Source organism: Geodermatophilus sp. SYSU D00867, from assembly GCF_054050315.1.
Window position 1 is genome coordinate 94501 of sequence record NZ_JBJGZC010000011.1, and the last position, 16782, is coordinate 111282.

Below are 16782 nucleotides of genomic sequence, written 5' to 3' on the forward strand. Positions count from 1 at the left end.
CTCGCCGCCGCTCGGGGCGGGTCCGTGCAGGAGGGCCGTTCCAGCCTGTCACCCGAGGAGCGGGCCGCCCGGCGGGTGGCCGTCGGCGAGCTCGGCGACGCTCTGCGCGAGCTGGTCGACGCCGCCGTCCGCACGGAGGTGCCGGAGGCCGAGCTCGAGGCGGCCGCCGCCGTCGCGCGGGAGCTGGCGGCGCGGCTGCGGGTGGCCGGCCGCGGCCTGCACGAGATCGCCCGCGTCGACGACCCCGAGACCGGCGAGCGCTGGTACAGCCCGGTGTACGGCCCGGGCAGCCCGGTGGCGCCGCCGCTGGTGGCCACCGACACCCCCGACGGGACGGCGACCGGCCGGGTCACCGTGGGCAAGGCGCACGAGGGGCCGCCCGGGCTGGTGCACGGCGGCGTGGTGGCGACACTGCTCGACCACGTCCTGGCCCGCGCGCTGCGCGCCGCCGGCCGGGGCGGGCTGACCGCGACCCTCACCGTGAGGTACCGGCGCCCGGTGCACCTCGGGGTGCCGCTGCTGGTGACCGCCGAGATGGGGGAGACCGCCGGCCGGCGCACCACCGCACACGCCCGGCTGGTGGCCGAGGACGGTCCCGAGGTGGTGCTCGCCGAGGCGGAGGGCCTGTTCGTGGCGCTGCGCGCGGAGCAGGCCGCCGACGTCTTCGCGGCCACCGGTCGCTCGGTCGGCGCCTGGACGTCACGCACCTGACCCGGCACCGCCTCCCGCGGATCACACGAAGCGTCCCTGCCGCCCGAGTCCCTGAGCGGCCCACTGCGGGACGAGCTCGGCGTCGACGCCCTTCCTCCGCGAGTGCTGCTCATGGGCGGTCAGTCACGGCCCGTAGCGCTCCGGCAGGCCCCGCCACGGCGCTCCGGCGCGGGCGCGCCGCAGGAGCGCGTCGATCACCTGCCGGTGATCGCGCCACCGCTCACCTGTCGTCCGGTCAGGGCCGGCAGCGGCTCGATGCGGACCCGGGCCCCGTCGGTGAGCTCGTGGCGGCCGACACTCGACCACCCCCCGGCGCGGATCACCTCTCCTGGGCGTTGGCGCCCGTGGCCGGCCCCCTTGGTGGAGCGGCGCTGAACGGGATGGAGCCGTCACGCCCGCACCGGGAGGATTGACGTGGGGCCGCGGGTGGGTACCTCCGAGGGTCAGCGACGGGGCGTGTTTCCGCTTTCCAGTGGGGGAGGCGTCGCAGTATGGCTCAGGAGCGTCGTGCGGCGCCGGAGCGGCGAGCGGCGGCGCGGGCCGCTGGTCCACAGCGCAGCCCCGCCCGTTCCACGCGGACCGCCGGCTCGTCGCGGACCGGCACAGCCGCAGTCCCGCGGCCGGCCGCCGGTGCTGCTCGGGCCGGGCAGATCCGTCGTGACGCCGGACACGGTCGGGACGCGCGCGCGGTCACCGGACGACGTGCCGACACCGGCACCCGCGTGGCGCAGCCACCCACCGAGCGCCGACGGCGCCCGGCGAGCGCCGAGAAGCACCTGACCGGCGGCACGCCCGAGGTGAGCCGCGAGGCCAGGGCAGACGGCGGACCGGCTCGAACCCGCGACGCCGGCCGCACCGACGGCCGCACGCCGGGTTCCGGCCGGCCTCGGTCGCCATCCCGCCCCGCCCCCCGCCGCACGGGCACGGCACGGCGGTCCCGCGGTCTCGGCGCCGTCCTCTCGGCGGTGCTGCGCCGCGCCCGTGCCGCACTGGACGGGCTCGGCGCTCGTCTGGGGCGGACGGTCCGGCGCATGATCCGTCGGTTGTCACCCCGGATGGCCGCGGCCTTGCACGGCCTCGCCGGCCGCGGCAGCGGGTTACAGCGGGCCGCGTGGGCCGCCTTGCGAGCCGTCCTGACCGGCCGCAACCCGGTGCTCGCGGCGATCAAGGCCTGGTTCGCCGCGCTGAGCACGCCGATGAAGATCCTGGTGATCGGGGCGCTGGTGTTGCTCGCCGTACTCGCGCCGCTGCTGCTGCTGCTCCTCCTGCTGGCCCTCGCCATCGCCCTCGTGGTCATCGCCGTACGGGCGCGGGCCACCGCCTGAGCCCTGACCGGCCGATCCTCCTCGCCCGCGGACCCGGCGGCTCCTCCTGACAGCCCGAGGCAACGTCTCCTCCGGGCTGCGCGCCCTGCGCCGCCCTCGGCCTGCGTGGACGTCTCCGGCCGCTGACACCCGCCGGGGCGCCACGCCGGCCTGGGCGACGTCGGCCGTCGAGGGACCGGTCGAGGTGTCAGGGCGGCACCGCCGCACCCGGTACGCCAGGGGAGTCGCCGTCACGGCTGCACGTGAGCAGACTCCCTGCCGTCGACACGGTCCGCCGGGTTCGCTGGGGGACCACTGTCCCCAAGCGGCTCACTACGGGACACCTGAACTCGGCGGGCACGCCTTCTGCCACGGCGGGGACTGGGACGCCGACTTCGAGGTCAGGTGCCACTGCCCGCGACACTGGGAACAGAGGTAGACGCCCGTCGGCCGCTTGCGCTCGGCTTCCGGACTCCGCTTCTGAATGGCCCGTAGAGCCAGCAGTGCTGCCACTTGGGACGGGTAGCGCTTCTTGAGGCAGCCCGACATCTCGGTGCATCCCTCTATGCGAGGTGCTCGGCCGGCTCACATCCGGCCCGACACCGCGGCACACGCCTCATGGCGGGCGGCCACGTCACTCCTGATGGAGCGCTCCAGGTCAGCATACGTGGGCGCCGAAGCCACTGCTTCGAAGCCGCCCTCCCGGCGAGCCGGCCCGGTGTCCCGTAGTGGACTCTCGGGGCGGGCACAGAGGGACCACGGCGTGTCCTGCGAATCATGTGCGCACTGCTGCTGCCGGTATCCTTGAGCGGCTCACTGAGGGACAGTCGCGCAAACCCAGTTCGGGACTCCCCGCAGGTCGTCTTGGGCTCCCGGGTCCGGTGGCATCCGACTGATCCGGCGGCTGAGTCGGTCCGCGCGCGGCGCCCCGTCCTTCGCCGCCCCACGGTCGCGACCTGTGGTCAGCCGGCGCGGGTCACTGCGCCGCGGTGTCGTGGCGGCACGGTGTCGTGGCGGCACGGTGTCGTGGCGGCGGTGTGCCGGTGCGGCATCCTGCAGCCTGGTCCGGAGGGGCGGAGGGCGATGAGCCGATCGGTGGGTGGCAGCGCGGTGCTCCGCGCGACCGGGGCTCGGCGGAGCGCCCGGCGCCCGAACCAGCGCAGGCACGTACGGATCGGGGTGCTGACGGCTGCACTCCTGGCCGGTGGCACCGGCTGCGGCGACCCGGACCTGCTCGACCCGACCGAGGATCCGCTCGCCGCCGACCGCGAGCGCGTCATCTCCTCGATGACCGAGGGCATGGCCGCAGCCGCCGACCAGCTCGGCGCCGGCGAGGTGTTGGGTACCCGCGTGGATACCTGGTGCTCGGCCGGTGAGGACACCTGGAAGGACACCGACGACCACCGCTCCACCTGCCAGATGTCGCTGTCCACCGGCTTCCCGCTTTCCACCGGCGTCGACGTCGCGCTCGGCGGCAGCCTCGAGGGGATGCTCGCCTTCGAGGAACGGATGGACGCCGCAGGATGGGGCAGCGCTGACTGGTTCCTGAGCATCAACCAACCCGGTGTCGGGGTGGAGGTGGACCACCTGCGCGAGTACGGCCTGCCGGTGACTCAGGTGACCGGTGTCCGGCTCTACAGCGCCCAGGGCAACGATGACTCGATCACCCTGTCGTTCCAGCCGGCGGCCACACCGGTCGACCCGGCCCGGCCGAGCTCGCCGGCGGGTTACTACAGGGACACCGAGGGCGCGGACTGGCAGACGGCGTGGTCGGCCGAGAGCGCCTGGCACCCATATGTGCTCGTCGGGTACGGCGACGCCGTCTTGGCCGAGCAGCCGTGGTGAGCAGCGGATCGCGCCGTTGTGACCCGCGCTGATCGCAGCGACGCGTCGGTGAGCCCTCCCGACGCCGTCACACTCGCCGCGGTCAGCCCGAGGCCGTGGCCGGCCGCCACCAGCTGGCTGGTGTGTGTCCTGCTCGGCCTGGGCCTGGGCCTGGGCCTGGGCCTGGGCCTGGGCCTGGCGTGTCGGCTGCCGCTGGCCTTCACCGTCGTCACGGGCTCCGCGGCCGCGATGACGACCGGCTGGGTGACGCCTGCCCCCACCCTCGTCGACGATGGCCTGTTCTCGGCGGTCTTCGCCACCGCCGCGCTGTGGGCGCTGTTCGCCCTGAGGGCAGTGCCGGCGACCACGTTCCTGCGGCGACGGACACCCGTGCCGCCGCGCGCGTGGTGGAGCGTGTCCCTGCTGCTGTGGGGCGCCCCGTTCGTCGTCGCGGACGTGCTCGGCGGCCGGATGGCACCTGACTGCACCGCGGCGGTGCGCGCAGCGCTTCAGTGGTGCGCGTGCACACCGCATCGTGTTCGGACCTCGACCGGCACACGGAGACCGCCCCGTAGGGCCGTGTCACCTCAGGCCGGCAGGGCTGGCACCCAGTTCACGTACCGGCGACCCCGCCACGTGTTCGATCATGGGTTCGAACGGGCAGGGGAGCAAGTCTGTGGATGGTGAAGTGCCTGGCCACGGGCCTGTTCAGCCCGGGCGGTGGTCCGGCACGTTGGACGGGTCGCCGCCCGGGTCGTGCTCCTTGCCGCCGGTCGCGGCCAGCAGCGGGCCGGGGCCACCTTCGCCGCGGCCGAGCGCGGCCACGAACTGGCGCAGGGAGTCGTCGCCGCGGTAGGCCGGCTGCCAGTCCAGCTGGGTGCGGGCGCGGGCGGTCTCGAGCACCGGCGACTTCAGGGCGAGGTCCAGCCAGCCCGGCTCGGTGGGCACCAGGCGCGCGTGGAAGGCCGCGCTCAGCCCGGCGCGCAGCACCGTCGCCGGCACCGGGATCCGGGTGGTGCCGAGCGCGCGGGCGATCCCGTCGGCGTCGAGAGCCGGGTCGGCGGAGAGGTTGAACGGGCCGGGGGCGCGCCGGTCGAGCATGCGGGTGATGGCGTCGGCGACGTCGTCGGCGTGGATGAAGCCGACCCGCAGCGACGGCAGGGGCAGCGGCAGCAGCGAGGCCACCTGCCCGGGCACCAGCCGGGCGGCGCCGAGCAGCAGCGGCCCGAGGAAGTAGCGGCCGATCTCGCTGGCCGCCTCCGGCTGCAGGACCAGGGTCGGGCGGACGACGGTCAGCGTGACGTCCCTCCTCCGCCCGACCACCTCGCGCACCACCCGCTCGGCCTCGGACTTCTGCCGGCTGTACTGCGAGCTCGGGATGCCGGTGACCGGCCAGTCCTCGGTGACCGGCCGGTCCCCGGCCCCGGCGGCGTAGGCGCCGAGCGAGGACATGTGCACGACGTGCCTGACCCCCGCCGCCACCGCGGCGCGCACCACCCGGCGGGTGCCGTTGACGTTCGCCTCGTGCAGCGCGTCCGGCTTGCGGCCGGGCTGCAGCACCCAGGCCAGGTGGACGACGGCGTCGACGTCCTCGAGCAGGTTGGTCAGCGCCTGCTCGCTGGAGGTCTCGCCGAGGTCGGCGGTGTACCAGGTGACGGAGTCGTAGGGGGCGGTGTCCGGCGGCTGCCGGCGGGCCAGACCGCGGATCTCGGCCACCCCGCTGCCCGGGGCGGTCAGCCGCCGCAGCAGTGCCGTCCCGACGTTGCCGCTCGCGCCGGTGACGGCGACCCGGAGGCCCTTCAGGTGGTCGCGGGGGAGATCAGCCATGCCCCGCCGCTACCCGCGCTGCCGCGAGGCAACCGGGGAGGCCGGCCCCGAGGCGGCCGCCGCGCCGGAGCGCAGACCCAGCGACACCGCCGCGACGACGAGCAGTGCCCCCGCGGCCACCCAGAACCCGGTCGCGGTGCCCAGGGCGTCGGCCAGCCGCAGCACCAGCAGGCTGGCGAGCAGGCCGCCGACCTGCAGCGTCAGCGACGACGCCGACAGCGCGGTCGCCCGCTGCCCGGCGGCCACCCGCGCGTGCAGCGCGTCCTTCCACAGCGGCCACGCCGCGGCGTTGCCCACGTAGAAGACGGTGAACAGCCCGCCCAGCGCCGGCGGCCCGCCGAGGGGGACGACCGCGACGGCGAGCGCGCCGAGCAGGGCCAGCCCGGCCGTCGCCGCGCCCGCCGACCCGCGCGCCGCCCGGCGGGCGAGCGGCGCGAGCAGCGCCCCGACCCCGGCCGCCGCGTACGACACCGCCATCACCACGCCGAACACCGCGGCGCCCTCGGCGTCGTCGCCGGTGAGCGCGGCGACGTGCAGCGGCCCCATCAGCTCGAGCGTGCTCAGCGTGCAGCCGACCAGCAGCGAGATCGCCAGCAGCCGGCGCAGCACCCGGTCGCGGACGACCAGCCGCGCGGTGTCGCGGACGACCGCGGGCACCTCCCGGACGCCGGCGCGCAGGGCGGCCACCCCCGCGTGCCGCGCGGGACCCACCGGGACGACGAGCGCCGCGACGGCGGCCACCGACAGCAGGGCGACCCCCGTGGCGGCCAGCACCGGCAGCACGAGCACCGCGTCGCCCGAGCCGTCGGCCACCAGGGGCAGCAGCCCGCCGAGCACCGCGCCCAGGCACAGGCCGGCCCCGTCGGCGGCGCCCGCGCGGGACAGGCCCGGGGTCACGTCCGCGGACGGGTCGGCGGCGCGGACGGCGTCGACGTACCAGGCCTCCAGCGGCCCGGAGTCCAGCGCCCGGCCGACGCCCTTGAGCGCCCACGCCACCGCGAACGCCGCGACGGAGTGCGCGAGGGCGGAGGTGACCAGCCCGGCGGCGGTCATCAGCCCGGACAGCACGAGCACCTGCCGGGTGCCGATCGCGTCGGCCAGCCCGCCGGTGGGCAGCTCCAGCAGGAGGGTGACCAGCGAGTAGACGGCGACGACGACGCCGACGTCGGCCGGCGACAGCCCGCGGGAGGCGGCCAGCAGCACGGACACCGGCGCGGCGAGCCCGATCGGCAGCCAGCGCAGCGCGGTCAGCCCGACGAAGCGGCGGCCGGCGGAGCGCACGGTCAGCGGCGCGCTCACGCCGGGTCCTCGGTGAGCGGGAACAGGTCCAGCAGGACGTGCACCAGCGGCTGACCGGGCTCCTCGCGCTCGGCCCGCCAGCGGGCGAGCACGCCGTTGAGCTCCTCGGCCAGCGCCGCGGTGGCCTCCGGCGACAGGTGCAGCGCCCAGTCGTTGAGCGAGACGGCGTCGCGCCAGACGGGCTCGAGGGCCTCCCGCTGCTCGGCGTGCGCGGCGAGCATCCGGCGCTGCCGGCCCAGCGACTGGTGGGTCAGCTCCTCGACGACCTCGCGGCCGCCGGGCTGGGTGACCAGGTCCTCGGTGCGCCAGCGGGTGCTGCGGTGCCGGGCGCGCCACCAGCGCTCCCGCGCGGTGCCCTGGCCGGCCACCTCCTCGACGAAGCCGAGGTCCGCGAGCTGGCGCAGGTGGTAGCTGGTCGTCCCGCTGCTCTCGCCCAGGCGCTGGCCCAGCCGGGAGGCCGTGGACGGCCCCTCCGACCGCAGCAGGGCGAGCAGCCCGGTGCGGATCGGGTGCGCCAGCGCCCGCAGCGTCCGCGGGTCGGTGACGTCGACGGTCTCCTCGGGGGCGGTGCCGGACACGCCGCCAGACTAGGGATGCAGAGACCTCTTTGCAAAGAGGTCTCTGCATCCGGTGGTGTCAGCCGTCGGAGTCCTCGCCGTCGGTGGCGTCCTCGACCTCCTGCTCGGCCTCGTCGACGCCCTCCTCGACGTTCTGCTGCACGTCGTCGTCCACGACGTCGGAACCGCAGGCGGCGACGGTCCACGGGGACGCGGCGAGGGCGAGGCCGACGGCGGCCAGGCGCCAGCTGCGGCGGCGGGGCGTGGTGGCGGGCGACATGGTGGCTCCCTGGGGTCGGGGGTGGGGGCACGGGGTGCCCCGGACGGGCGGCGTCCATGCGCCCGGGCCCGCCGCCCGGGGTGATTGACAGCCCGCGACCGGCGGGGCGAGGCTCGCGGCCACAGGCATCCGCCGACGTCGCCGGGCCTCGGAGCAGCGCACTCCCGCTGCCCGGCACCGGTGGGGGATCGAGGTGGCGCTCAGGTGACGTCCCGGGTGCGGCCGACCCCGGCGGAGGGCCTGCGGATGGGCACCCCGCAGGGGCGGTGGGTGCTGCTGACCACCGTCCTGGGCTCCAGCCTGGCGCTGCTGGACAGCACGGTGGTCAACGTGGCCCTCGAGCGCATCGGGGCCGACCTCGGCGCCGGGTTCACCGGGCTGCAGTGGACGGTGAACGCCTACACCCTCACCCTCGCCTCGCTGATCCTGCTCGGCGGCTCGCTGAGCGACCGGTTCGGCCGGCGGCGCGTGTTCGTCGTCGGCGTCGTCTGGTTCGCCGCCGCGTCGCTGCTGTGCGGGCTGGCGCCGGACACCGGGACGCTCGTCGTCGCCCGCGCGCTGCAGGGGGTCGGGGGAGCGCTGCTGACCCCGGGCAGCCTGGCGATCATCTCGGCGTCCTTCGCCGGGGAGGACCGGGCCGCGGCGGTGGGCGCGTGGTCGGGGCTGGGCGGGGTGGCCGGCGCGGTCGGGCCCTTCGTCGGCGGCTGGCTGGTGGAGTGGAGCTGGCGGGCGGTCTTCCTGGTCAACCTGCCGGTGGCCGCGGTGATCGTCGTCGTCGCGGCCCGGCACGTGCCCGAGACCCGCGACCCCGCCGCCGCACCGGGCCTGGACTGGACCGGGACCGTCCTGGTGGTCGTCGGCCTCGGCGGGCTCACCTACGCCCTCACCGCCGCCGGCGGGCCCGCCCCCGGGCCGGCGGTGTGGGCCTGGGGGGTCGCCGCGGTGGTCGCGCTGGCCGCCTTCGTCGCCGTGCAGCGCCGCTCCCGCCACCCCCTGGTGCCGCCCGTGCTCTTCCGCAGCGTCCAGTTCACCTCCGCCAACGTGGTGACGCTGCTGGTCTACGCCCCGCTCGGGGTCGTCTTCGTGCTGCTGGTGCTGCAGCTGCAGGTCGTGTCCGGCTACAGCCCGCTGCTGGCCGGGACCGCGCTGCTGCCGGTCACCGTGCTCATGCTGCTGTTCTCCTCGCGGGTCGGCGCCCTCGCCCAGCGGATCGGGCCGCGGCCGCTGATGACCTCCGGGCCGCTGCTGTCGGCCGCGGGCCTGCTGCTGATGCTGCGGATCGGCGAGGACGCCTCCTACCCGCTCGACGTCCTGCCGGCCACCGTCGCGTTCGGCGCCGGGCTGACCCTGCTGGTCGCCCCCCTCACCGCGACCGTCCTCGACTCCGCCGACGACCGCTACGCCGGCGTCGCGTCCGGGGTCAACAACGCCGTCGCGCGGGCCGCCAGCCTGCTCGCGGTGGCCGTCGTCCCGGTCGTGGCGGGCATCGGCGGGGACGACTACACCGACCCCGCCGCCTTCGGGTCCGGCTTCCGGACGGCGGTGCTCGTCTGCGCCGCGCTGCTGGTCGCGGGCGCGCTCGTCGCCCTCGCCGGGATCCGCCGGCCGCTGCGCACGGCGGAGCCCGGACCCGGCGGGCGGCTGCCGGTCGAGGAGTACGCGCACTGCAACGTCGAGGGCCCGCAGCTGCACCCGCGCGAGCCCGTGGGCTCCCGCCCGGCCCGCGGGGGCGGTCCCCGCGGCCCCGAACCCCTGGAGGACCAGTGACCCAGGCCCCCGAGGCCGCCGGGCGGGCCCGGCCCGTCCTGCTCACCGTCGACGACGACCCCGGGGTGTCCCGGGCGGTCGCGCGCGACCTGCGCCGCCACTACGGCGAGCGGTTCCGGGTGGTCCGCGCCTCCTCCGGCGAGGAGGCGCTCGGGGCGCTGCGGGAGCTCAAGCTGCGCGGGGACCGGGTGGCGGCGGTGCTCGCCGACTACCGGATGCCCGGGATGAACGGCATCGAGTTCCTCGAGCAGGCGATGGACCTGTTCCCCCGCGCGCGCCGCGCGCTGCTCACCGCGTACGCCGACACCGACGCCGCCATCCAGGCGATCAACCTCGTCGACGTCGACCACTACCTGCTCAAGCCGTGGGAGCCGCCGGAGGAGAAGCTCTACCCGGTCGTCGACGCCATGGTCGCCTCCTGGGAGGCCAGCCCGGACACCGCCGTCGAGGACGTCAAGCTGGTCGGCCACCACTGGTCGGCGCCGTCGTTCGCCGCCCGCGACTTCCTGGCCCGCAACGCCGTCCCGTACCGCTGGTACAGCGTCGAGGAGCCCGAGGGACGGCGGCTGCTCGCCGCGGCCGGCGCGGGTCCCGACGACGTCCCGGTCGTGGTGCCGCCGGGCGGGGAGGCCCTGCTGGCGCCGACCGAGGCAGAGCTCGCCGCCGCGGTCGGCCTCACGGTCGAGCCGAGCACCGACTTCTACGACCTCGTCGTCGTGGGCGGGGGTCCGGCCGGGCTCGGCGCCGCCGTCTACGGCGCCTCCGAGGGGCTGCGGACGGTGCTGGTCGAGCGGCAGGCCACCGGCGGGCAGGCCGGGCAGAGCAGCCGGATCGAGAACTACCTCGGCTTCCCCGACGGCGTCTCCGGCGGGCAGCTGGCCGAGCGGGCCCGGCGGCAGGCCATCCGGTTCGGCACCGAGGTGCTCACCGCCCGCAAGGTGACCGCGCTCGAGGTCCGCGGCTCGGCCCGGGTGGTGCACTTCGCCGACGGCGGCAGCATCGCCGCGCACGCGGTCGTGCTGGCCACCGGCGTCGCCTACCGGACGCTGCCGGCCGCGGGCGCCGACGGGTTCACCGGCCGCGGCGTCTACTACGGCTCGGCGCTGACCGAGGCCGAGGCCTGCGCCGACCAGCCCGTGTACGTCGTCGGCGGGGCGAACTCGGCCGGGCAGTCGGCGGTGTTCTTCTCCCGGCACGCCAGCTGCGTCACGCTGGTGGTCCGCGGCTCCTCGCTGGAGACGTCCATGTCGCACTACCTGGTGCAGCAGCTGGCCGCGATCCCGAACGTCGTCGTCCGGACCGGCACCACCGTGACCGCCGTGCTGGGCGACGACCACCTGGAGCAGGTCGAGCTCACCGACCGCTCCGGCCGGGTGGAGACCGTGCCCACGTCGCACCTGTTCGTCTTCATCGGCGCCGAGCCGCGCACCGACTGGCTCGACGGCGTCCTCGCCCGCGACGAGCGCGGGTTCGTGCTCACCGGCCCGGAGCTGCTCGTCGACGGCGAGCGGCCACCGGGCTGGCGGCTGCAGCGCGACCCGTTCTTCCTCGAGTCCAGCGTCCCGGGCGTGTTCGTCGCCGGCGACGTCCGCGCCCAGTCGGTGAAGCGGGTGGCCTCCGCCGTCGGCGAGGGCGCCATGGCGGTCACGCTGGTGCACCGCTACCTGGAGGAGCGGTGACCGCGCCCGCCCGCCTGGAGCCCGCGCGGCTGCGCGAGCTGTTCCTGTTCGCCGACCTCGACGAGGCGCAGCTGGCGTGGGTGTCGGAGACCGGCGACGTCGTCGCGTTCCCCGCCGGCAGCGACGTCTCCACGGAGGGCGAGCCGGCCGAGTGCTTCTACGTGCTCCTGACCGGCACCCTGCGGATGGTCCGGCGCGTGGGGCGCGACGAGGTGGAGACCGTGCGCACCGACCAGCCGGGCGTGTACAGCGGCGCGGTGCAGTTCTACCTCGGCGACCAGGTCCCGCAGGTCTACCCGGCGACGGTGCGCGCGGTCACCGACTGCACCTTCCTGGCGCTGCCCGCGGCCGAGTTCGCCGCGGTGTTCCGCCGGTGGTACCCGATGGCCGTCCACCTGCTGCAGGGCCTGTTCCTGGGCACGCGCAACTCCGAGGAGCTGGTCGGCCAGCGGGAGCGGCTGCTGGCGCTGGGCAAGCTGACCGCGGGGCTCACCCACGAGCTCAACAACCCGGCCGCGGCCGCGTCCCGGGCCACCGCGGCGCTGCGCGAGCGGGTCGCGGGCATGCGGCACAAGCTCGCGCTGCTGGCCGACGGCACCTTCGACGGCTCGCAGCTGCGCCGGCTGACCGAGCTGCAGGAGCGGTTCGTCGCGGGCATCGGCAGCGCGGTCGAGCTGAGCGCGCTGGAGCGGTCGGACCGGGAGGACGAGCTCGGCGACTGGCTCGAGGACCACGACGTCGACCGGCCGTGGGAGCTGGCGGCGGTGTTCGTCCCGGCCGGGCTGGACACCGAGTGCCTGGAGGCGGTCGCCGGCGCCGTCGACGCCGACTTCCTCGAGCCGGCGCTGCGCTGGCTGGGCTACACCGTCGAGACCGAGATGCTGCTCGCCGAGATCCTCGACAGCACCTCGCGGATCTCCCACCTGGTGGGCGCGGCCAAGCAGTACTCGCAGGTCGACCGCACGCCGCACCAGCTCACCGACCTGCACGCCGGACTGGACGCGACGCTGGTCATGCTCAGCGCGAAGACCGGCCCGGGCATCCGCGTGGTCAAGGAGTACGACCGCGCGGTGCCGCCGGTCCCGGCCTACGCCGCCGAGCTCAACCAGGTGTGGACCAACCTCGTCGACAACGCGCTCGACGCCATGGCGGGGGAGGGCACGCTCACCCTGCGCACCGCCGTCGACGGCGACTCCGCCGTCGTCGAGGTCGCCGACACCGGCCCGGGCATCCCGGAGCCGGTGCGGCGCCGGGTGTTCGAGCCGTTCTTCACCACCAAACCGGTGGGCCACGGCACCGGCCTCGGGCTCGACGTCGCCTGGCGGATCGTCACCAACCGGCACGGCGGGGTGATCAAGGTCCGCTCGGAGCCGGGGAACACCCGGTTCGTGGTGCGGCTGCCGCTGTCCGAGCCGCCGGCGGGCTGAGGCGTCCGCGTCCGCCGGCGGCCGCCGCGTCCGGGCGGGAGGGGTGCCGCCCGGACGGGGAAGCGCGGAGGTCAGCCGGTGATGGCGATCCGGCGCGGCCTGGCCTGCTCGGCCTTGGGCACGCGGACGGTGAGCACGCCGTCGGACAGCGTGGCGGTGACGTGCTCGGCGTCGACGTCGCCGGGCAGGGTCACGGAGTAGGAGAACCGGCCGACGCGGCGGGTCGTGCGGCGCAGGATGCCGGTGCGCTCCCTCTGCTTCACCTCACCGGCCACGGTCAGCCTGCGGTCGCTGAGCTCGATGTCGACGTCGTCCCGGGTCACGCCCGGCAGCTCGATCTCGACCGACCAGGCGTCCTCGGTCTCCTCGACGTCGGCGAGCGGGGACCAGCGGTCGACGGCGCCGCCGAACCCCTCGGTCCAGAGCCGGTTCACCCGCTCGTAGAGGTCCTCGAGCTCGCGGAAGGGGTCCCAGGTCGCGACGTCCCGGGAGGACTCCCGGGAGCTGAGGGGACGGGACGACGAACGGACGGGCAGGGTCATCGTGGTGTCCTCCTCTCGACTCGGTGGTGGTCCGTCCGTCTGCTGGAACCTGTAGTGGTCGCTGGAGATTCCCGGCCGGGTCAGGAGGCGCCGCGGACGTGCGCGGCCACCATGTCGGCGGTGCGCTCGGCGGCGAGCTCGGGGATCCAGTGCGGCACGTCCTCGAGCACCTCCAGCCGGTAGGGCCCGGTCACGTGGTCGCGGGTCCTCTCGGTGGCGGCGCGGCCGAGGAAGGTGTCGCCGGTGCTCCACACGTGCAGGGTCGGCACGGTCACCTCCCCGACGGTGTCGCGGGCGGCGAGGGGCACGGCCCGGTACCAGGCCAGGGCGCTCGACAGCGCGCCCGGCTCGCGCATCCGGGAGACGTAGCGCTCGACGACGTCCGGGGGCAGGCCGCCGTTCTCCAGCACGCCGCGCAGCGCCCGCCCGTCACCGGCGAGCAGCAGCCGCTCGGGCAGGACGGGGAGCTGGAAGAGGGCCATGTACGACGAGCGCAGCCCCTGGTCGCTGGTGAGCACCGCCCGCCCGACCGCGGCCGGGTGCGGGGTCGACAGGGAGGTCAGCGTGCGCACCCTGTCCGGGTGCCAGGCCCCCAGCGCCCACGCGACCGCGCCGCCCCAGTCGTGCCCGACGACGTGCGCCCGCTCGAGCCCGGCGGCGTCGAGCAGCGCCAGGACGTCGCCGGTCACCGCGCGCAGCCGGTAGGCCGAGCGCCCGGGCGGCCGGGCGCCGGGGCTGTAGCCGCGCTGGTCGAGGGCCAGGGTGCGCAGCCCGGCGGCGTGCAGCAGCGGCGCCATCCGGTCGAAGGCGCTCGCGTCCTGCGGGAAGCCGTGCAGGAGCACCACCGGCTCCCCGTCGGACGGGCCGCCGTCGTGCACGTCGAAGGTGAGGCCGTCGTTCTGGCACCGCTCCATGCCCGCCCCCTGCCCGCCCGGCGGCTGCCGGAACCCCCGGCGTCGGGGAGGATGGGGCGGTGACGGTGACCGCGGCGGAGCTGATCGTGCTGGTCGACGACGACGGGACGCCGATCGGCACCCTGCCCAAGCCGCTGGTGCACCACGGCGAGACGCCGCTGCACCGGGCGTTCTCCGCCTACCTCTTCGCCGACGACGGGCGGCTGCTGGTCACCCGCCGCGCCGAGGACAAGCAGACCTTCCCGGGCATGTGGACCAACACCGTCTGCGGCCACCCCGGCCCCGGCGAGGACGACGGCGCCGCGATCGCCCGCCGCGCCGGCCAGGAGCTCGGCCTGCGGGTGGCCGACCTGCGCCCGGCGCTGCCCGGCTACCGCTACCGCGCCGAGTTCCGCGGCGTCGTCGAGAACGAGGTCTGCCCGGTCTACCTGGGCCGCTTCACCGGCACGCCCGACCCCGACCCGCGCGAGGTGGGGGAGTGGGAGCTGCTGGAGTGGACGGCGTTCCGCCGCCGCCAGGAGGACTCCGAGCGCGACGAGTGGTCGCCCTGGTGCCGCGAGCAGGCGCGCCTGATCGAGCAGGCCGGGCTGGTCCCGAGGAGCCGTTGACGCGCGGGAGGCGGTAGCCGGCAGGACACGGACGGTGGCGGGCGCGCCCGCCCGCTCGTGTCGCTGCGCCGGACACGCGGGGGCGCCCTCCTAGCGTCCGCCGCGTGGACCGCCGGGGCTTCCTCCTCCTGCTCGCCACCGGACTCGCCGGGGCCGCCGTCGGGCGCGGCGCCGCCGAGATGGACCTGGGGGCACCGGACCTCGTCGCCCCGCCGCCCGCCGCGGCGGCCACCCCCACCGGCCCGGGCGGCCTGGTCGCCGTCCCGGCACCGGCCGGCGTGGTCGAGGAGATCCCCGGCAGGGGCAACCAGCTGGCCCTGACCATCGACGACGGCAGCAACGGCGAGGTGGTCGCGGCGCTGGTCACCCTCGTCCGCGAGACCGGCACCCGGCTGACGTTCTTCCCCAACGGCAGCTACCGCACCTGGGGTGACAACGCCCGCGACCTGTGGCCGCTGATCGAGTCCGGCGAGGTCGCGTTCGGCAACCACACCTGGTCGCACCCGGACCTCACCACCGTCTCCGACGCCGAGGTGGCCGAGGAGCTGCGGCGCAACCAGGAGTTCATGCGCCGCACCCTCGGCGTCACCGACACCCCGTTCTGGCGGCCGCCGTTCGGGTCGCACGACGAGCGCGTCGACGCGATCGCCGCCGACCTCGGCCACCCGACCACGGTGATGTGGAACGGCACCTTCGACGACGCCCGCGCGATCGGCGCCGAGGAGCTGATGGCCGCCGCGGAGCAGTGGTTCGCCGCCCGGGCGATCATCGTCGGCCACGCCAACCAGCCGGCCGTCACCACCGTGCTCGACCGCCTGCTGGAACTGATCGAGACCCGGCAGCTGCAGACGGTGACCCTCGCCGACGTCTGGTCCTCCCCGGCCTGACCGCCCCGACCTGCGGGCCGCGCGGACCTCGGCGAGAGTGGCGGGGACGCATCGTGATCACGGGTCCGCTGGTCGCGTACCGGTGCGGGCCGGAGGACGGAGGAACGGGTGGCAGGGGAGCTGAAGGGCCGCGTGGCGCTGGTCACCGGCGGGGCCAGCGGGCTGGGCCGGGCGACGTGCGTGTCGCTGGCCGAGGCCGGCGCGCACGTCGTCGTCGCCGACATCGACGCCGACGGCAGCGAGCGCACCCGCGAGCTGGTGACCGACGCCGGCGGCAGCGCCGAGGTCGTCCCGCTGGACGTGACCGACGACGCGAGCCGCCGCGAGGTCGTGGCCCGGCTCTTCGAGCAGCACGGCGACGCCTTCGACGTCCTGGTCAACGTGGCCGGCATCGACCGGCCGGGCTACATCACCGACATCGACCTCGACGACTACCGCCGGGTCATGGCGGTCAACTGCGAGGGTCCGATCTTCCTGACCAGCGAGTTCGTGAAGCGGGTGCAGCACCTGCCCGAGGGCCGCACCGCCGACGTCGTGCACGTCGTGTCGCTGTCGGCGATCACCTCGGGCAGCGGCGCGATCGCTTACAACGGCTCGAAGGCCGGCTTCCTCAACGCCACCCGCTGCATCCAGCGCGAGCTGCGGGAGAAGGCCGTGAGGCAGGAGGACGGCAGCGAGCGGCCCTTCCCGGCGCGGGTCATGAGCGTCATCCCGGCGGCGATGGACACGCCGATGATGGAGCAGTGGGGCATCCCCGAGCACCTGATGATGCCGCCGTCGGCGGTGGCCGACACCGTCCGCACGCTGCTCCTGCTGCACCCGTCGGCGTTCGTGCCGGAGATGCAGGTCGTGCCGCGCCTCGAGCCGAACTTCCCGCGATGACCGACCCCGACCTCCCCGACAGCGGCATGGCCTCCGGCTCGGACGCCGGCGAGCCGGGGGAGCACCTCGGCAGCGGCGACCTGCGCCCCGACGAGGAGCGCCTGCTCGCCGAGCTGACCCGGGGCGTCGACGCCCCGCCCGACTCCACCGAGGCCGAGGTGCGCGCCGCCGAGGACGAGGCGCCGCTGCCCGACGACGGCGGCGCCCAGGACGACGGCCTGGAGGCCGACTTCTCGGACCCCCAGCCGTGAACGCGGCCCCTCCCGGATCCCGG

Annotated in this window: 17 protein-coding genes; 11 read left to right on the forward strand and 6 right to left on the reverse strand. The window is 75.9% G+C overall.

Annotation, left to right across the window (positions count from 1 at the left end; genetic code table 11):
* Positions 1-24 precede the first annotated feature (24 nt).
* From ACI8AK_RS12415 to ACI8AK_RS12430, 4 genes are all read left to right on the forward strand, one after another.
* Complete coding sequence (locus ACI8AK_RS12415) at positions 25-711, forward strand: PaaI family thioesterase (protein ID WP_456956441.1); 687 nt, start codon at positions 25-27, stop codon at positions 709-711.
* A gap of 1031 nt (positions 712-1742) precedes the next feature.
* On the forward strand, positions 1743-2036 hold the full coding sequence (locus tag ACI8AK_RS12420; RefSeq protein ID WP_456956443.1) for a hypothetical protein: 294 nt from the start codon (positions 1743-1745) through the stop codon (positions 2034-2036).
* A 1074-nt stretch (positions 2037-3110) separates the two neighbouring features.
* A complete protein-coding gene (locus ACI8AK_RS12425; RefSeq protein ID WP_456956445.1) occupies positions 3111-3860 on the forward strand; it encodes a hypothetical protein in 750 nt (249 codons plus the stop codon).
* Between the two features lie 48 nt (positions 3861-3908).
* Positions 3909-4526: a hypothetical protein gene (locus tag ACI8AK_RS12430; RefSeq protein WP_456956447.1), complete on the forward strand. Its 618-nt coding sequence runs from the start codon at positions 3909-3911 to the stop codon at positions 4524-4526.
* 21 nt (positions 4527-4547) lie between these two features.
* On the opposite strand, the gene ACI8AK_RS12435 is transcribed toward ACI8AK_RS12430, so the two are convergent.
* The 4 genes from ACI8AK_RS12435 to ACI8AK_RS12450 are packed head-to-tail and all read right to left on the reverse strand — an operon-like array spanning position 4548 to position 7802.
* Positions 4548-5666 (reverse strand): NAD-dependent epimerase/dehydratase family protein, encoded by a 1119-nt coding sequence (locus ACI8AK_RS12435; RefSeq protein ID WP_456956449.1) that lies wholly within the window; start codon positions 5664-5666, stop codon positions 4548-4550.
* A gap of 9 nt (positions 5667-5675) precedes the next feature.
* Positions 5676-6965 carry an MFS transporter gene (locus tag ACI8AK_RS12440; RefSeq protein WP_456956451.1) on the reverse strand — a complete coding sequence of 430 codons (1290 nt, stop codon included), beginning with the start codon at positions 6963-6965 and terminating at the stop codon, positions 5676-5678.
* On the reverse strand, positions 6962-7543 hold the full coding sequence (locus ACI8AK_RS12445) for a helix-turn-helix domain-containing protein (protein ID WP_456956452.1): 582 nt from the start codon (positions 7541-7543) through the stop codon (positions 6962-6964). The genes ACI8AK_RS12440 and ACI8AK_RS12445 overlap by 4 nt, the downstream gene beginning before the upstream one ends.
* A gap of 58 nt (positions 7544-7601) precedes the next feature.
* Entirely contained in the window at positions 7602-7802 is a 201-nt protein-coding gene (locus ACI8AK_RS12450) for a hypothetical protein (protein ID WP_387985704.1), read from the reverse strand.
* 204 nt (positions 7803-8006) lie between these two features.
* Between ACI8AK_RS12450 and ACI8AK_RS12455 the strand changes: the two genes are divergently transcribed.
* The 3 genes from ACI8AK_RS12455 to ACI8AK_RS12465 are packed head-to-tail and all read left to right on the forward strand — an operon-like array spanning position 8007 to position 12675.
* Positions 8007-9569 carry an MFS transporter gene (locus tag ACI8AK_RS12455; RefSeq protein ID WP_456948619.1) on the forward strand — a complete coding sequence of 521 codons (1563 nt, stop codon included), beginning with the start codon at positions 8007-8009 and terminating at the stop codon, positions 9567-9569.
* A complete protein-coding gene (locus ACI8AK_RS12460; RefSeq protein WP_387985700.1) occupies positions 9566-11248 on the forward strand; it encodes an FAD-dependent oxidoreductase in 1683 nt (560 codons plus the stop codon). Before ACI8AK_RS12455 ends, ACI8AK_RS12460 begins: the two co-directional genes overlap by 4 nt.
* Positions 11245-12675: an ATP-binding protein gene (locus tag ACI8AK_RS12465; protein WP_387985698.1), complete on the forward strand. Its 1431-nt coding sequence runs from the start codon at positions 11245-11247 to the stop codon at positions 12673-12675. The genes ACI8AK_RS12460 and ACI8AK_RS12465 overlap by 4 nt, the downstream gene beginning before the upstream one ends.
* Positions 12676-12746: 71 nt before the next feature.
* Here the strand turns inward: ACI8AK_RS12465 and ACI8AK_RS12470 are convergent, their stop codons facing one another.
* Together ACI8AK_RS12470 and ACI8AK_RS12475 are read right to left on the reverse strand one after the other, a co-directional pair.
* A complete protein-coding gene (locus ACI8AK_RS12470) occupies positions 12747-13217 on the reverse strand; it encodes an Hsp20/alpha crystallin family protein (protein ID WP_456956454.1) in 471 nt (156 codons plus the stop codon).
* A gap of 80 nt (positions 13218-13297) precedes the next feature.
* On the reverse strand, positions 13298-14131 hold the full coding sequence (locus tag ACI8AK_RS12475; protein ID WP_387985692.1) for an alpha/beta fold hydrolase: 834 nt from the start codon (positions 14129-14131) through the stop codon (positions 13298-13300).
* 59 nt (positions 14132-14190) lie between these two features.
* Here ACI8AK_RS12475 and idi point away from each other — a divergent pair, with 59 nt between their 5' ends.
* The 4 genes from idi (at position 14191) to ACI8AK_RS12495 (ending at position 16759) form a co-directional block, all read left to right on the forward strand.
* Positions 14191-14739, forward strand: a complete 549-nt coding sequence (gene idi, locus ACI8AK_RS12480; protein WP_387985690.1) for an isopentenyl-diphosphate Delta-isomerase — start codon at positions 14191-14193, stop codon at positions 14737-14739.
* A 104-nt stretch (positions 14740-14843) separates the two neighbouring features.
* Positions 14844-15626, forward strand: coding sequence for a polysaccharide deacetylase family protein (locus tag ACI8AK_RS12485; protein ID WP_456902815.1), 783 nt, complete (start codon positions 14844-14846; stop codon positions 15624-15626).
* Between the two features lie 108 nt (positions 15627-15734).
* Complete coding sequence (locus ACI8AK_RS12490; protein WP_456956456.1) at positions 15735-16508, forward strand: SDR family NAD(P)-dependent oxidoreductase; 774 nt, start codon at positions 15735-15737, stop codon at positions 16506-16508.
* The gene (locus ACI8AK_RS12495; RefSeq protein ID WP_387985684.1) at positions 16505-16759 is read left to right on the forward strand and encodes a hypothetical protein; all 255 of its coding nucleotides are present in this window, start codon (positions 16505-16507) and stop codon (positions 16757-16759) included. The genes ACI8AK_RS12490 and ACI8AK_RS12495 overlap by 4 nt, the downstream gene beginning before the upstream one ends.
* Positions 16760-16782 lie beyond the last annotated feature (23 nt).

What these genes read in the sequence shown, in the direction of transcription:
- ACI8AK_RS12475 (WP_387985692.1), bottom strand. Translation starts at nt 14,131, where the DNA reads ATGGAGCGGTGCCAGAACGACGGCCTCACCTTCGACGTGCACGACGGC.
- ACI8AK_RS12450 (WP_387985704.1), bottom strand. Translation starts at nt 7,802, where the DNA reads ATGTCGCCCGCCACCACGCCCCGCCGCCGCAGCTGGCGCCTGGCCGCC.
- ACI8AK_RS12470 (WP_456956454.1), bottom strand. Translation starts at nt 13,217, where the DNA reads ATGACCCTGCCCGTCCGTTCGTCGTCCCGTCCCCTCAGCTCCCGGGAG.
- ACI8AK_RS12420 (WP_456956443.1), top strand. Translation starts at nt 1,743, where the DNA reads ATGATCCGTCGGTTGTCACCCCGGATGGCCGCGGCCTTGCACGGCCTC.
- ACI8AK_RS12495 (WP_387985684.1), top strand. Translation starts at nt 16,505, where the DNA reads ATGACCGACCCCGACCTCCCCGACAGCGGCATGGCCTCCGGCTCGGAC.
- ACI8AK_RS12435 (WP_456956449.1), bottom strand. Translation starts at nt 5,666, where the DNA reads ATGGCTGATCTCCCCCGCGACCACCTGAAGGGCCTCCGGGTCGCCGTC.